We start from the raw sequence: 16,111 nt of genomic DNA on the forward strand, positions 1-16,111 counted from the left end.
GTAGGGTTTGCGGAATTGAGCCATTTAAATAGGCATGTTAGGCAATGAGGAAGCAGGAGACCAAGTGTCTGAGCAGGAGCTCGAGGTAACTGAGACTGAGCTGGATGGGCCCGCTGAAAGCACGGCCCACGCCACGGCTGACGCTGTGGAAGGATCCGAGGTCGATTCTGCTGCGCCCGAAACTGCCGACGTCGACGACGCCGACCAGGATGAGTCCGACGACGACGAGTCTGCCGACCAGGATGAGTCCGGCGCCGACGCCTTGGCCGCCGCTGCAGCCGTAGCGCCCGCCGACCCCGCTGAGGAGTTCAAGGCCAAGCTTCGCCGGCAGGAGGGTGACTGGTACGTCATCCACTCCTACGCCGGTTACGAAAACCGCGTCAAGGCCAACCTTGAGACCCGCATCCAGACCCTGGACATGGAAGATTACATCTTCGAGATCCAGGTGCCCATGGAGGAAGTCGTTGAGATCAAGAACGCCCAGCGCAAGATCATCAACCGCGTACGCATCCCGGGTTACGTCCTCGTCCGTATGGACCTGACCGACGCATCCTGGGGCGCCGTCCGCCACACTCCGGGTGTCACTGGCTTCGTGGGCAACGCACACAACCCGGTCCCGCTTCGCCTTGACGAGGTCTTCTCCATGCTGGCTCCAGTCTTCGAAGAGCAGCAGGCCGAAAAGGGCAAGCCGGTCAACAAGCAGCACCAGACGCCCGTCGACATCGACTTCGAGGTCGGAGAGTCCGTCATCGTCAAGGAAGGTCCGTTCGAGACCCTTCCCGCCACGATCTCCGAGATCAAGATGGATTCCCAGACGCTTGTGGTGCTGGTGTCGATCTTCGAACGCGAAACCCCGGTTACGCTCGCATTCAACCAGGTCACCAAGATCTAGTTGATCCAAGAATTTCGCCCCGTGGTTGCCCGCTTAGCAACCACGGAGCGGTCGGTCGCCTTGCCATGGCGGCCACAAACCTGAGGCACGCTCCTGTGTCCTAGGAAGTTATTGAGAGAAGGACCTACATTGGCTCCCAAGAAGAAGGTCACCGGCCTCATCAAGCTGCAGATCCAGGCAGGTGCCGCCAACCCGGCCCCGCCGATCGGTCCTGCGCTTGGCCAGCACGGTGTCAACATCATGGAATTCTGCAAGGCGTACAACGCTGCAACGGAAGCCCAGCGCGGAAACGTTATCCCGGTTGAAATCACGGTCTACGAAGACCGCTCGTTCACCTTCATCACCAAGACCCCGCCGGCTGCAGAGCTCATCAAGAAGGCTGCAGGCGTTGCAAAGGGTTCGGCCACGCCGCACACCGTCAAGGTTGCCAAGCTGACCCAGGCACAGGTTAACGAGATCGCCACCACCAAGATGGAAGACCTCAACGCCACCAGCCTTGAGGGCGCTGCCAAGATCATCGCCGGCACCGCACGCTCCATGGGCATCACCGTCGAGGGTTAATTCCCCTCACCGCTTCATGGCGTCTGTTTTGGGAAACTGACGACGCCGGGTAGCACCGCCGGGAAACCGGCACCATTGAAATATTGAAAATGTTGGAGATCCACGCCGGATGTCCGACTGTGGCAGGGCCCAGCGCGGTCCGCAGACCACAACTGCACAAGGAGAATAAGCAGCATGGCAAAGCGCAGCAAAGCATATGAGGCAGCCGCAGCCAAGATCGAGGCGGACAAGTTCTACGCCCCGTTCGAGGCCATCAAGCTCGCCAAGGACACCAACCCGTCCAAGTTCGACGCCACCGTTGAGGTTGCTTTCCGTTTGGGCGTTGACCCGCGTAAGGCCGACCAGATGGTCCGCGGCACCGTGAACCTGCCGCACGGCACGGGTAAGACTGCCCGCGTTCTGGTTTTCGCAACGGGCGACAAGGCTGAAGCAGCAATCGCTGCAGGCGCCGACTTCGTTGGTTCCGATGACCTGATCGAAAAGATCGCAGCCGGCTGGACCGACTTCGACGCCGCAGTGGCAACCCCTGACCTCATGGGCAAGGTTGGCCGTCTCGGTAAGGTCCTCGGCCCGCGTAACCTCATGCCGAACCCGAAGACCGGTACCGTGACCGCTGACGTCACCAAGGCTGTCAACGACATCAAGGGCGGCAAGATCGACTTCCGCGTCGACAAGCACTCGAACTTGCACTTCATCATCGGCAAGGTTTCCTTCGACGAGCTGAAGCTGGCCGAGAACTACGCAGCCGCTCTGGAAGAGGTTCTTCGCCTGAAGCCGTCCGCTTCCAAGGGCCGCTACATCCAGAAGGCTACGGTCGCCACCACGTTCGGTCCGGGCATCTCCGTTGACCCGAACGTCACCAAGGTTCTCACCGAGGCGTAAGCCACCGGGAGCATCGACTCTGAAAGGACCGTCCGGCATTCGCCGGGCGGTCCTTTCGTTGTACGCAAACGGGCACCTATCGCGGCTGGCGAGCGCTGATTAGGCTGAGGGCATGACAGGCCAGGTTCCGGATTTCAGCATCCACGAGCTCCATCTGCCGGAGTCCATGGATGGGCCGGACGGCAAGGATTTCCGGGAGCTCTCATCCGTGATGGACGCCATGGTGCTGGAAACCTGGGGAAACCTGGAGCGCGCGTCCTCGGCGCAGGCCCGGCTCGCCGGATGGCGCGATACTCCATACGAGGTATCGAGGAACTTCTTCGCCCGGGTTGACGGAATCATCGTCGGCCACGCGTCCTGCAGCGTTCCGCTCAAGGACAATGTCCATACCGCGTGGATCCACGTAGATGTGCTGGAGGGGTGCCGCCGGCAGGGAATCGGAACCGCATTGCTCCGCACCGTAGAAGGGATCGCGGCGGCCCAGGGGAGGCACGTCCTGCAGGCGCACACCGAACACCCGATCGGCTTCGCACGAGCACGAGCACGAGCAGGCGCGGAGGGAGTACCCGGGGGAGTACCCGACGATGGTCCGGGAGCAGCCTTCTGCCTCAAGCATGGATACACCTTGGAACAGGCCAGCAGATTCAGCACGCTGGACATGGACCATAACGCGGAATGGGCACGACTCGAGCTTGCGGCGCATTCCAAAGCAGACGCCGAATACGGGGTCCTTGCCTGGACGAACCGTTGCCCCGGAGAATACGTGGACCACATGGCCGGGCTGATGGGCCGGATGAGCACGGATACCCCGGCGGGAGGCCTGGAGATCGAGGCGGAGGCCTGGGATGCAGCCCGCGTCAGGCAACTCGAGGACACCACGCTAGCCGAAGGCCAGACTGCCCTTGTGGCCGCCGCGCAACATCGGCGGACGGGGGAGCTCGTTGCGTACACCGTGATCTACCTTGATCCCGCGAAGGCTGGGGTGGCCGAGCAGGACGACACTTTGGTGGCAAAGCCGCATCGGGGCCATGGACTGGGGATGCTCGTTAAATTGGCCAATCTGCGCAGGCTGCAGACGGAATATCCGGCCGTCGGGCGCGTCATGACTTTTAACGCCGAGGAAAACGAACATATGCTGTCCATCAACGTACAGCTCGGCTTCAAACCGGCGGGATACGACGGCGAATGGCAAAAGAGGATCAAATGACGAGCACGGTGGAGATCGGCCAACTCTGGATCCCGGATTCCCTTGACGCCGACGACGCAAAGGATTTCCTGGCCGCCGTCGAAGTCAGCCGCAGGGTCCGCATGCAGATCTGGGGCACGGACGATCTGGCCTACACCCCGTTGGAGAAACTGCTCGAACTCGGCGATCCTTACGAACGCCAGGTTATTCTCGTGGCCCGCGTTGATGGCCGCATTGTCGGTACCGTAGACATCGCGCTTCCCCTTGCCGACAACATGGACCTGGCCGAGTTCACCCTGGACATCCTCCCTGAATTCCAGCGCAGGGGCGTCGGCCGGCAACTTCTGGAAGCTGCCGAACACTTCGCCAGAAGCGAGGGCCGGACGATGATCATGGTGGACACCAACCACCCTGCGGAGTCGCTTCGCGGTGGTGCTGAAGGGCAGCTCGTACCTGGAAGCGGACTGGGCTTCGTTCCCTTGGCCAGCCGCGAGGTCGACTTTGCCCGTCGTACCGGCTACACCCTCCAGCACATCGAACAGTTCAGTTCCTGCGCGCTCCCGCTGGATTCAAAGCTCGTCGCTGAGCTTGAAGCCGAGGCGGAAGACGCGAACGCCGGCCGCTACCGTCTCCACCACTGGACCGACCGTTGCCCCCAACAATGGCTCGAAGCTGTGGCCGCACTGGAGAACGCGGCCGGGGAAGTGGTGTCCGAGGGCAATGAGGCCGCAGAAGCCGAACAGCAGCAACTAGTGTTCGACGCCGGTGTGTTGCGTCAGGCGGAAGACGCCGCCGTTGCGCAGGGACGCCGAACGGTGGTCACCGCCGTCGAGCATGTCGCCAGCGGGCGGATCGTCGGACTCACCACGATCGGCGTCCTGGCGCAACGTCAGGATGTCGTCTTCCAGGACGACACGATCGTCCTGCAGGAGCACCGCGGAAACAAGCTCGGGCTCCTCATCAAGGTGGCCAATATGCAGCGCCTCAGCGAACAGTTCCCCGACGCCCGGGTGATCTACACCTGGAATGCCCCCGAAAACCGGTACTTGCTGACGGTGAACAAGCAATTGGGATTCACCACGGCCGGGGTCACGGGGTTGTGGCAGAAGGAACTGCCGAACATGGGGCCGAGGGTTACCTCCTCCGAGTAGGCTGCGCGATTTGGCGATGCACTTGCCCGTCCCGTAAGCTTGAACTACCAAAGACCGTCGGTTGATGGGAATCCACTCCTCCGGGCACAGCTCAACTCTGTAGCTAGGCGCGGAAGAACCAAGTGGTTTCCTAGACGAAGGACCCTGACAAAGGGCGGCCGGCGCAGGTGAACGAAGCAAATCTCCATGATCATTGGATCGTGTTGAGCCAAGCCCCGTGCATCTGCGCGGGGCGTTTTTTAGTTGCAGCTCTTTTGAGCGGGGACCCGGAAAACCGGCTTTATTCCCCGGAAGGAGGGTTATGGCAACGCCTAGCAAGATCTCTGCAGTAGCTGAGATCACCAACGATTTCAAGGAATCGAACGCCGCTGTCCTGACCGAATACCGCGGGCTCTCTGTTGCACAGCTCAAGCAGCTGCGCGTTTCTCTCGGCCTGGACACCAAGTTCTCGGTCGTCAAGAACACCCTGACCGCTATTGCAGCCAAGGAAGCTGGTGTCGAAGCATTCGACGGTCAGCTCGCCGGCCCCACTGCAATTGCATTCATCAAGGGTGACGCGGTTGCTGCCGCCAAGAGCCTGACGGACTTTGCCAAGGTCAACAAGCAGCTGATCATCAAGACCGGCTACTTCGAAGGCAAGGCACTGAACGCAGCAGAGGTTGCCGCACTGGCAGCCCTCGAGTCCCGTGAGCTGCAGCTCGCCAAGGTTGCAGGCGTCCTCAAGGCACCTGCTGCCGCTGCTGCACGCATCATTGACGCTCTGCGCCTCAAGCTTGAAGAAGAGGGCGGCGCTGTAGCACCGGCCGCTGAAGAAGCACCGGCTGCCGAAGAGGCTCCCGCCGAGGCTGCTGCAGAAGAGGCTGCCGCTCCGGCTGAAGCCGCTGAAGCAGCAACCGAAGAGAACTAAGTTCTCCCCATTCAAACTGCGGTGCAGTAACGGACAACGTCCGTAGCGGCACCACCTATAGGAAGGACGCCAAACATGGCGAAGCTCAGCAACGAAGAGCTCATTGAAGCTTTCAAGGAACTGACCATCATCGAGCTCTCCGAGTTCGTCAAGCTCTTCGAAGAGACCTTCGAAGTTACTGCTGCTGCTGTTGCAGTTGCAGGCCCGGCTGGTGCCGGCGCTGGCGAAGAAGTTGAAGAGAAGACCGAATTCGATGTCGTCCTCGAAGCTGCCGGTGACAAGAAGATCGCAGTGATCAAGGAAGTTCGCGCCATCACCTCCCTCGGCCTCAAGGAAGCCAAGGACCTGGTTGACGGTGCACCGAAGGCTGTTCTCGAAGGCGCCACCAAGGAAGCCGCCGAGAAGGCCAAGGAGCAGCTCGAAGCTGCCGGCGCCACGGTTACTGTCAAGTAACTCGCCTTTTCGGGAAGCCCCGTCCGGATTCGTCCGGGCGGGGCTTCCTGCATTTAAAAGGAACGCGGGGTCACTTACGGCCCATCCAGCAGCACCCAATGGGCCGTAAGTGACCCCGCGTTGCTTAGAGGGGGTCGCTGATGTCGGCCACGATCGCGCCCAAGGCCTCAGTGAGGGAATCCGCTTTCACGAAGGCGCTGAATCCGTGTTCGCCCGCTCCCATGGAGATCCTGCGTCCGGCGATGCTGGCATCCGCATAGACCGGCCAGGGCTTCGAACTTCCCAGCGGCGTGATGGTGCCGCGCTCATAGCCGGTTGCCTCGAAAGCGATGTCGGCCGAGGGCATCGACAGCTTGTTGACGCCCAGGAGGGCGCGCAGCTTGGGCCAGGAGATCTGCCGGTCACCCGGAACCAGCGCAAACAGGAACGAGCCGTCCCGGTGCTTGACCACAAGGGACTTCACGATGTCCGCCGGTGTGATCCCCATGATGCGGGCCGCTTCCTCAAGGCTGCCTGCCGCCGCCCGCTCTACGAGTTGGACGTCGAGTCCGCGGGCGGCCGCGTCGGCCAGGAATCGCTCAGTGCCCCGCATTCATGCTCCATTTCCGTTCATGGCCACTTCCGCCGCCGAAATCGCCGAGTATCTAGTCGCGGTAGAGCAGCAGTGCTTCACCTTGGCCGCCGCCACCACAGAGGGCGACCGCCGCTTTACCCTTCCCTCGACGCTTCAGCTCGTGGGCCGCGTGCAAGGCAAGCCGCGCGCCTGAGGCACCGATCGGGTGTCCAATCGCAATTGCTCCGCCGTGGACATTGCACTTCTCCAAGGGATAGTCCAGGTCCTTCAAGGACTGCACCGCAACCGAACCGAAGGCTTCGTTGATCTCGATGAAGTCCAGATCGGCGGTGGTCCACCCGGCGCGGTCCAGGGCGTGCCGTATCGCGTTCGACGGTTGCGAATGCAGGCTGTTGTCGGGTCCCGCTACCTGGCCGGGCTTGCCGACGACCGCAAGGTAGTCAAGGCCGTTCGCCTCGGCGAAGCGGCGGCTCGTGAGCACGAGTGCGGAGGCGCCGTCGGACAGGGGAGAGGAGTTGCCAGCGGTGATGGTTCCATCGGTGGCAAAGGCGCCCTTCAAGGGGGCCAGGGTCTCGAGCGTGGTCTGGGGGCGGACGCCTTCGTCGCTTGTCAGCACCAGGGGTTCTCCCTTGCGCTGCTTGACGCTGATGGGTGTGATCTCGCCGTCGAACACTCCTTGCTCCGCGGCCGCGGCCGCACGCTGGTGCGAAGCGGCGGCCACTTCATCCTGGGACCGGCGGTCGATGCCGAGCGAGAGGTTCTTGATCTCGGTGGACAGGCCCATTGACTGGCCATCAAAGGCATCGGTGAGGCCGTCGTGGGCCGCGACGTCGAGGGCCTGGATCGCTCCGTAGCTCCACCCTTGCCGGGAACCGGGGAGCAAGTGCGGAGCGCGGCTCATCGATTCCTGGCCACCGGCGACCACGACGGCGGCGTCGCCGCTGCGGATCATCCGCGCGGCATCGATCACGGCGGTCAGTCCGGAGAGGCAGACTTTGTTGATGGTGACGGCCGGGATGTTCCAGCCGATGCCGGCGGCGATGGCGCTTTGCCGGGCCGGATTCTGGCCGGCGCCCGCCTGCAGGACCTGCCCCATGATCACTGCGTCCACTTTGTCCGCGGTGAGTCCGCTCGCCGAAATGGCGCCTGCAATGGCGTGAGCACCGAGCTCGACGGCGGTGAGCCCGGCCAGTTGCCCGTTCAACCGTCCCTGTGGGGTACGGCTGGCGGAAAGGATGACAACGTCGTTGTTATTGTCCGTTGTGTCTGAGGGGGTGCTCATTTTCTCTCTTCCGATCAAGGGTGGTGAGCCTAGGCTACCGTGGCGCCCATCACCTCTCCATTCAACAATGGAGCCCGGATCAACATTCCGCCCACGCCATCAAGGGGCCGGCCCGCATAGGTGCCTGCAGCAACGGTGCTTGCATTCAGGCGAGATGTGGGGTAGACAGGTGGGTTGATTTGCCGTATTGTGGATATTTGCGTCTTCCCTGTTAACCTTCAGCCTTCATATAGCGGTGGGCTTTACCTCTCAGCTGCGCCATCGACGTGCCGTTTAGAACGAGCATGGTCTTGGTCAGCCGGGGTCCCGGGTCATATAGCGGAACCGGAAAGGTACACTGCGGATTCAATCTGCAGGGTGCAAGCGGGGGAGATCTGAAAACGCCTGAAGGTCTGTGGAAGGATCCCTCTTGGTCGCCTCGAGCACCTCTAATAACGAAACCGCTAATACGGCAAGCACCGATGGTGCAACTCGCCGGCTCTCATTCGCAAAGATTCACGAACCGCTGGACGTTCCGAATCTGCTCGCACTGCAGACAGACAGCTTTGACTGGCTGGTCGGAAACGAACGCTGGCAGGCGCGGGTAGCGAAGGCTGTCGAGGAAGGCGACCTGAGCGTCGCCACCACCTCCGGACTTGCCGACATCTTCGAAGAGATCTCCCCCATCGAGGACTTCCAGGGCACTATGTCCCTGAGCTTCTCCGAGCCGGAGTTCGCTGATCCGAAGTACACCATGGCCGAATGCAAAGACCGTGACGCCACTTACTCGGCACCGCTGTATGTCAAGGCCGAGTTCATGAACAACAACACGGGTGAAATCAAGCAGCAGACCGTGTTCATGGGCGATTTCCCTCTCATGACCGAGAAGGGAACGTTCGTTGTCAACGGCACCGAGCGTGTCGTCGTCTCCCAGCTGGTCCGTTCGCCGGGCGCCTACTTTGAGCGCACCGCTGACAAGACCAGCGACAAGGACATCTTCACTGCGAAGATCATCCCGTCCCGCGGTGCGTGGTTCGAACTCGAAATCGACAAGCGCGACCAGGTCGGCGTACGCCTTGACCGCAAGCGCAAGCAGTCGGTCACCGTTCTGCTGAAGGCCCTTGGTTGGACCGAAGGCCAGATCCTCGAAGAGTTCGGCCAGTACGACTCCATGCGCGCAACGCTGGAGAAGGACGCCACTGAAACCCGCGAAGACGCCTTGCTGGACATCTACCGCAAGCTGCGTCCGGGCGAGCCGCCCACCGTCGAGGCTGCCCAGTCCCTGCTGGACAACCTGTACTTCAACGCCAAGCGCTACGATCTGGCCAAGGTTGGCCGTTACAAGATCAACCGCAAGCTCGGCATCGACCGCTCCCTTGGCGACAAGGAAGCTTCGGTCCTGCACGTTGAAGACATCGTGGCCATGATCAAGTTCCTCGTCGCGCTTCACGCCGGCGAGAAGACCCTCATGGGCAAGCGCGATGGCGAAGACCACGAGCTCCGCGTCGAGATCGATGACATCGACCACTTCGGCAACCGTCGCATCCGCGCCGTCGGCGAACTGATCGAAAACCAGGTCCGCACCGGCCTGTCCCGTATGGAACGCGTTGTTCGCGAACGCATGACCACGCAGGACGTCGAAGCGATCACGCCGCAGACCCTGATCAACATCCGCCCTGTTGTGGCAGCCATCAAGGAGTTCTTCGGAACGTCCCAGCTGTCCCAGTTCATGGACCAGAACAACCCGCTCTCGGGTCTGACCCACAAGCGCCGCCTGTCGGCTCTTGGCCCGGGTGGTCTGTCCCGTGACCGAGCGGGCATGGAAGTCCGAGACGTTCACCCGTCCCACTACGGACGTATGTGCCCCATCGAAACTCCTGAAGGCCCGAACATCGGTCTGATCGGTTCGCTGGCTTCCTACGGCCGCATCAACCCGTTCGGTTTCATCGAGACTCCGTACCGCCTGGTGTCCGAGGGCGTCGTTTCCGATGAGGTCCAGTACCTCACCGCCGACGACGAAGCCGAAGTCCTGATTGCACAGGCCAACGCGCCGCTGGATGCCGACAAGAAGTTCGCGGAAGAAACCGTGCTTGTCCGTGCCCGTGGTGGTGGAGGCGAGCCCGTTCTGGTTCCGGCCGGCGAAGTTCAGTTCATGGACGTCTCCCCGCGCCAGATGGTGTCCGTAGCTACCGCTCTGATTCCGTTCCTTGAGCATGACGATGCAAACCGCGCACTCATGGGTGCCAACATGCAGCGCCAGGCTGTGCCGCTGGTCCGTTCCGAGGCCCCGTTCGTGGGTACCGGCATGGAGCGCGCTGCCGCCGTCGACGCCGGTGACGTTGTCATCGCGAAGAAGGCCGGTGTCGTCAACGAAGTTTCCGCTGACCTCGTCACCATGCTCAACGACGACGGCACGGAAACCAGCTACCGCATCAACAAGTTCGCCCGTTCAAACCAGGGCAACTGCTACAACCACCGTGTCCTGGTCAACGAAGGCCAGCGCCTCGAAGTCGGCGGCATCATCGCTGACGGCCCGGCAACGGACCAAGGTGAACTGGCCCTCGGTAAGAACCTCCTCGTGGCATTCATGTCCTGGGAAGGCCACAACTTCGAGGACGCCATCATCCTGTCGCAGCGCATCGTCGCTGAGGACGTCCTTTCCTCCATCCACATCGAGGAGCACGAGATCGATGCCCGCGACACCAAGCTTGGTGCCGAGGAAATCACCCGTGACATCCCCAACGTGTCCGAGGAAGTCCTCGCAGGACTGGACGAGCGCGGCATCATCCACATCGGTGCCGAGGTTGAAGCCGGCGACATCCTGGTCGGAAAGGTCACCCCGAAGGGTGAAACCGAACTGACTCCGGAAGAGCGCCTCCTCCGTGCGATCTTCGGCGAGAAGTCCCGCGAAGTGCGTGACACCTCCCTGAAGGTTCCCCACGGCGAGTCCGGCACGGTCATCGGCGTGCGTGTCTTCGACCGCGACAACGACGACGAGCTGCCCCCGGGCGTCAACCAGCTGGTCCGCGTCTACGTTGCCGCCAAGCGCAAGATCACCGACGGCGACAAGCTCGCCGGCCGCCACGGTAACAAGGGCGTCATCTCCAAGATCCTCCCGATCGAAGACATGCCGTTCCTTGCTGACGGTACCCCTGTGGACATCGTCCTGAACCCCCTGGGTGTTCCGGGTCGTATGAACGTCGGCCAGGTGCTCGAAACGCACCTTGGTTGGGTTGCCAAGACCGGTTGGAAGATCGAAGGCGAGCCGGAGTGGGTCAAGAACCTCCCGAACCTGCCTCGTGAAACCGGCCAGACGACCGTTGCCACCCCGGTGTTCGACGGTGCACGCGAAGAGGAAATCACAGGTCTGCTGGATTCCACCAACGTGACCCGCGACGGCGACCGCCTGATCGACTCCTCCGGCAAGACCCGTCTGTTCGACGGCCGCTCCGGCGAGCCGTTCCCGGACCCGATCTCCGTGGGCTACATGTACATCCTGAAGCTCCACCACCTGGTGGACGACAAGATCCACGCACGCTCCACCGGCCCGTACTCCATGATCACGCAGCAGCCGCTGGGTGGTAAGGCACAGTTCGGTGGCCAGCGCTTCGGTGAAATGGAAGTGTGGGCGCTCGAAGCATACGGCGCTGCCTACACCCTCCAGGAACTGCTGACGATCAAGTCGGACGACATCCACGGCCGCGTGAAGGTCTACGAAGCCATCGTCAAGGGCGAGAACATCCCCGAGCCTGGCGTTCCGGAATCCTTCAAGGTCTTGATCAAGGAAATGCAGTCGCTGTGCCTGAACGTGGAAGTTCTTTCCACGGATGGTACGACGATCGAAATGCGTGACTCTGATGACGCAGTCTTTACGGCTGCGGAAGAACTGGGCATTGATCTGTCTCGCGCAGAGCCCAGCTCCGTAGAAGAGGTCTAAACAGCCGCTCTGGCTGGCGGTTCAGACCGCCAGCCAAGGCTGCTGCCTCTTTCCGTAAACCCAAGACTTCAGAATTTAGAGAACAAGAGAGAACAGGGACCATATGTCCAGCGAATCCTCCTTCGGCCTCATGCAGATCGGCCTCGCCACCGCGGAAGACATCCGCGGCTGGTCTTACGGTGAGGTCAAGAAGCCGGAAACCATCAACTACCGCACGCTCAAGCCCGAGAAGGACGGCCTCTTCTGCGAGAAGATCTTCGGCCCGTCCCGGGACTGGGAATGCTACTGCGGCAAGTACAAGCGCGTGCGCTTCAAGGGCATCATCTGCGAGCGGTGTGGCGTTGAAGTCACCCGCGCCAAGGTGCGCCGCGAGCGCATGGGCCACATTGAGCTGGCCGCTCCCGTCACGCACATCTGGTACTTCAAGGGTGTTCCCTCCCGTTTGGGCTACCTCCTTGACCTGGCACCCAAGGACCTCGAAAAGGTCATCTACTTCGCTGCCTACATGATCACGAGCGTCGACACCGAGAGCCGTCACGCGGAACTGCCGAACCTCCAGGTGGAGCACGACCTCGAGAAGAAGCAGCTCGTCGACAACCGCGACAGCGACATCGCCACGATTGCCCGCGACCTTGAGGACGAGCTTGCCCGCCTCGAAGGCGAAGGCGCCAAGGCTGCCGACAAGAAGAAGGCCCGCGACTCCGCGGACCGTCAGATGGCCAACGTCCGCAAGCGCGCGGATGCTGAGATCGAGCGCCTCGAGCAGGTCTGGGACCGTTTCAAGAACCTCAAGGTCGCCGACCTCGAAGGTGACGAAGGCCTGTACCGCGAACTGCGCGACCGCTACGGCATGTACTTCGAAGGCTCCATGGGTGCCGAAGCCATCAAGAAGCGTCTTGAGAACTTCGACATGCAGGCAGAGTCGGAGTCCCTGCGCGACACCATCCAGAACGGCAAGGGCCAGCGCAAGACGCGTGCCCTCAAGCGCCTGAAGGTTGTCAACGCATTCCTGACCACCAACAACAGCCCGCTCGGCATGGTGCTGGACGCCGTCCCGGTGATCCCGCCGGAACTGCGCCCGATGGTCCAGCTGGACGGTGGCCGCTTCGCGACCTCCGACCTCAACGACCTCTACCGCCGTGTGATCAACCGCAACAACCGACTCAAGCGACTGCTTGACCTCGGCGCTCCGGAGATCATCGTCAACAACGAGAAGCGCATGCTTCAGGAAGCTGTTGACAGCCTCTTCGACAACGGCCGTCGCGGCCGTCCCGTCACGGGTCCGGGCAACCGTCCGCTGAAGTCCCTGAGCGACATGCTCAAGGGCAAGCAGGGCCGTTTCCGCCAGAACCTGCTCGGCAAGCGCGTCGACTACTCCGGCCGTTCGGTCATCGTCGTCGGCCCGCAGCTGAAGCTGCACCAGTGTGGTCTGCCCAAGCAGATGGCCCTGGAGCTCTTCAAGCCGTTCGTGATGAAGCGACTGGTTGACCTCAACCACGCGCAGAACATCAAGTCGGCAAAGCGCATGGTCGAGCGTTACCGTCCGCAGGTCTGGGACGTGCTGGAAGAGATCATCACCGAACACCCGGTGCTGCTCAACCGTGCACCTACCCTGCACCGCCTCGGCATCCAGGCATTCGAACCGCAGCTTGTTGAAGGCAAAGCGATCCAGCTTCACCCGCTGGTTTGTGGCGCCTTCAACGCCGACTTCGACGGCGACCAGATGGCAGTCCACCTGCCGCTGAGCCCCGAAGCGCAGGCTGAAGCCCGCATCCTGATGCTGTCCTCCAACAACATCTTGAAGCCGTCCGATGGCCGTCCGGTGACCCTGCCTTCGCAGGACATGATCATCGGTCTGTACCACCTGACCACCAAGCGCGTTGGTTCCGCAGGCGAAGGCCGCATCTTCTCCTCGGTTTCGGAAGCCATCATGGCCTACGATGCCCGCGAGCTGCACCTGAACTCCCAGGTCAAGATCCGCCTTGAGGGCTTTGTTCCTTACGCCGGCTGGGAAGCTCCGGAAGGTTGGGAGCCGGGTCAGACCGCACTGGTCCAGACCTCCCTCGGCCAGGTTCTCTTCAACGAGACCCTGCCGGAGGACTACCCGTGGGTTGAGGCTGTTGCCGACAAGGGCGAGCTTTCCCGGATCGTCAACGACCTCGCAGAGCGCTACCCGAAGGTGGTCACGGCTGCAACGCTGGACAACCTGAAGGACGCCGGTTTCTACTGGGCGACCCGCTCGGGCGTCACCGTGGCAATCTCCGACATCGAGGTGCCCACCTCCAAGCCGGCCATCTTGGCCGGTTACGAGACCATGGCTGCCAAGATCCAGGGCCAGTACGACAAGGGCCTGATCGACGACGACGAGCGTCGCCAGGAACTGATCGAGATCTGGAACAAGGCCACCAACGAAATCGCCCAGGCGATGCGTGACAGCCTGTCCCCGATGAACACCATCAACCGCATGGTGTCCTCCGGTGCACGTGGTAACTGGATGCAGGTCCGCCAGATCGCGGGTATCCGTGGTCTTGTGGCCAACCCGAAGGGTGAGATCATCCCGCGTCCGATCAAGTCCTCGTACCGCGAGGGCCTGTCGGTGCTGGAATACTTCATCGCCACGCACGGTGCCCGTAAGGGTCTGGCCGACACCGCACTGCGTACCGCCAACTCGGGTTACCTGACCCGTCGTCTGGTGGACGTTTCGCAGGACGTCATCGTCCGTGAAGAGGACTGTGGCACCGAGCGTGGTCTCATGACCGCAATCGCCGTGCCGGACTCCAACGGTGAGCTGGTTCTTGACGAAAACGTCGAGAACAGCGCCTACGCACGTACCCTCGCCGTCGACGTGGTCGACTCCAAGGGTGCTGTGCTGGCAGCTGCCGGCACCGACTGCGGCGACGTCGTCATTGCCGAGCTGCTCGCGGCCGGCATCACCGAGGTCAAGGTCCGTTCCGTACTCACGTGTGAGTCCAAGGTCGGCACCTGTGCGCTCTGCTACGGCCGTTCGCTGGCCACCGGCAAGACCGTGGACATCGGAGAGGCCGTCGGCATCATCGCCGCACAGTCCATCGGTGAACCCGGTACCCAGCTGACCATGCGTACGTTCCACACCGGTGGTGCTGTTTCCGCCAGCGGTGGCGACGACATCACCCAGGGTCTGCCCCGTATCCAGGAGCTCTTCGAAGCCCGTACTCCGAAGGGTGTTGCACCGATTGCTGAAGCAGCCGGCCGCATCGCCATCGAAGAGTCCGAGCGCCAGATGCGCCTCATCATCACCCCGGACGATGGTTCCGAGGAGATCGCCTACCCGGTGCTGCGCCGTTCCCGCCTCCTCATCGAGGATGGCGAGCACGTCAGCGTCGGCCAGAAGCTGATCAACGGTCCTGTGGACCCGAAGCAGGTTCTGCGCATCATGGGTCCGCGTGCCGCCCAGAAGTTCCTGGTGGACGAGGTCCAGGGCGTTTACCGCAGCCAGGGCATCGGCATCCACGACAAGCACGTGGAAGTCATCGTCCGCCAGATGCTGCGCCGCGTGACCGTCATCGAATCCGGCGACTCCGATCTGCTTCCGGGCGAGCTCGCTGAGCGCAGCCGCTTCGAAGACGAGAACCGTCGTGTGGTGTCCGAAGGCCGTACCCCGGCTTCCGGCCGTCCGGAACTGATGGGTATCACCAAGGCATCTCTGGCAACCGAGTCCTGGCTGTCGGCCGCTTCCTTCCAGGAGACCACCCGCGTTCTGACGCAGGCGGCCATGGAAGGCAAGAGCGACCCGCTGCTCGGCCTCAAGGAGAACGTCATCATCGGTAAGCTCATCCCGGCCGGTACGGGCCTGCCCCGTTACACCGAGGTCACCGTGGAGCCGACTGAAGAAGCAAAGGCAAGCCTGTTCACGGGCCCCAGCGCCTTCACCGACTTCTCGTATGACGCCCTGGGCGGCGACGGAGCTCCCGAGTTCCACGCCATCCCGCTGGATGACTACGATCTCGGCAACGACTTCCGCTAACGGGCACGGCGGGCCCTTTCGTGTCGCGTTCCGCGCCACGTAGGGACCCTGCCGCCCTGCCCTTAGTCTTCTAGTCAAGGGAAGGACCCCGTACTCACTGAGTGCGGGGTCCTTCCCGTTAGGGCCCGACGACGGCGGCCGGCACCCGCCGTCGTGGTTCACCCCTCTACACCCGATTAAGGCCTCAGATCGAGCCATGCTAGAATTTTGGTAATTGTTCTGTGTGGCAGTGGATGAAGGCCGCCGCAGCATCATTTCGGTTTTGTTCTCATGATGTTGGGTGGAGCCTGTTTCCGGGTTGCGG

The 16,111-nt window shown here is 62.1% G+C and carries 11 protein-coding genes; 9 read left to right on the forward strand and 2 right to left on the reverse strand.

The window, feature by feature from the left end:
- Nucleotides 1-64 precede the first annotated feature (64 nt).
- From nusG to rplL, 7 genes are all read left to right on the forward strand, one after another.
- Nucleotides 65-892: a transcription termination/antitermination protein NusG gene (nusG, locus tag QRN52_RS19340; protein WP_284755081.1), complete on the forward strand. Its 828-nt coding sequence runs from the start codon at nucleotides 65-67 to the stop codon at nucleotides 890-892.
- A gap of 129 nt (nucleotides 893-1,021) precedes the next feature.
- On the forward strand, nucleotides 1,022-1,453 hold the full coding sequence (rplK, locus tag QRN52_RS19345; protein ID WP_018773647.1) for a 50S ribosomal protein L11: 432 nt from the start codon (nucleotides 1,022-1,024) through the stop codon (nucleotides 1,451-1,453).
- Between the two features lie 174 nt (nucleotides 1,454-1,627).
- Entirely contained in the window at nucleotides 1,628-2,335 is a 708-nt protein-coding gene (gene rplA / locus QRN52_RS19350; protein ID WP_028265118.1) for a 50S ribosomal protein L1, read from the forward strand.
- Nucleotides 2,336-2,447: 112 nt separating this feature from the next.
- Nucleotides 2,448-3,542 carry a GNAT family N-acetyltransferase gene (locus QRN52_RS19355; protein ID WP_284755092.1) on the forward strand — a complete coding sequence of 365 codons (1,095 nt, stop codon included), beginning with the start codon at nucleotides 2,448-2,450 and terminating at the stop codon, nucleotides 3,540-3,542.
- On the forward strand, nucleotides 3,521-4,672 hold the full coding sequence (locus tag QRN52_RS19360; protein ID WP_390278680.1) for a GNAT family N-acetyltransferase: 1,152 nt from the start codon (nucleotides 3,521-3,523) through the stop codon (nucleotides 4,670-4,672). Before QRN52_RS19355 ends, QRN52_RS19360 begins: the two co-directional genes overlap by 22 nt.
- A 301-nt stretch (nucleotides 4,673-4,973) precedes the next feature.
- A complete protein-coding gene (gene rplJ / locus QRN52_RS19365; RefSeq protein ID WP_284755094.1) occupies nucleotides 4,974-5,579 on the forward strand; it encodes a 50S ribosomal protein L10 in 606 nt (201 codons plus the stop codon).
- Nucleotides 5,580-5,654: 75 nt separating this feature from the next.
- The gene (rplL, locus tag QRN52_RS19370) at nucleotides 5,655-6,032 is read left to right on the forward strand and encodes a 50S ribosomal protein L7/L12 (RefSeq protein ID WP_284755095.1); all 378 of its coding nucleotides are present in this window, start codon (nucleotides 5,655-5,657) and stop codon (nucleotides 6,030-6,032) included.
- A 124-nt stretch (nucleotides 6,033-6,156) separates the two neighbouring features.
- Here rplL and QRN52_RS19375 read toward each other — a convergent pair whose 3' ends face one another.
- Together QRN52_RS19375 and QRN52_RS19380 are read right to left on the reverse strand one after the other, a co-directional pair.
- Nucleotides 6,157-6,624 (reverse strand): aminoacyl-tRNA deacylase, encoded by a 468-nt coding sequence (locus QRN52_RS19375; RefSeq protein ID WP_284755096.1) that lies wholly within the window; start codon nucleotides 6,622-6,624, stop codon nucleotides 6,157-6,159.
- A gap of 52 nt (nucleotides 6,625-6,676) precedes the next feature.
- On the reverse strand, nucleotides 6,677-7,888 hold the full coding sequence (locus QRN52_RS19380) for an acetyl-CoA C-acetyltransferase (protein WP_284755097.1): 1,212 nt from the start codon (nucleotides 7,886-7,888) through the stop codon (nucleotides 6,677-6,679).
- Nucleotides 7,889-8,297: 409 nt separating this feature from the next.
- Between QRN52_RS19380 and rpoB the strand changes: the two genes are divergently transcribed.
- Both rpoB and QRN52_RS19390 read left to right on the forward strand, forming a co-directional pair.
- Nucleotides 8,298-11,804, forward strand: coding sequence for a DNA-directed RNA polymerase subunit beta (gene rpoB / locus QRN52_RS19385; RefSeq protein ID WP_284755098.1), 3,507 nt, complete (start codon nucleotides 8,298-8,300; stop codon nucleotides 11,802-11,804).
- A gap of 103 nt (nucleotides 11,805-11,907) precedes the next feature.
- A complete protein-coding gene (locus QRN52_RS19390; protein WP_284755100.1) occupies nucleotides 11,908-15,807 on the forward strand; it encodes a DNA-directed RNA polymerase subunit beta' in 3,900 nt (1,299 codons plus the stop codon).
- The last annotated feature ends 304 nt before the right edge of the window (nucleotides 15,808-16,111 follow it).

Origin of the sequence: Arthrobacter sp. efr-133-R2A-120, from assembly GCF_030209835.1 — a bacterium.
Lineage (GTDB): Bacteria > Actinomycetota > Actinomycetes > Actinomycetales > Micrococcaceae > Arthrobacter.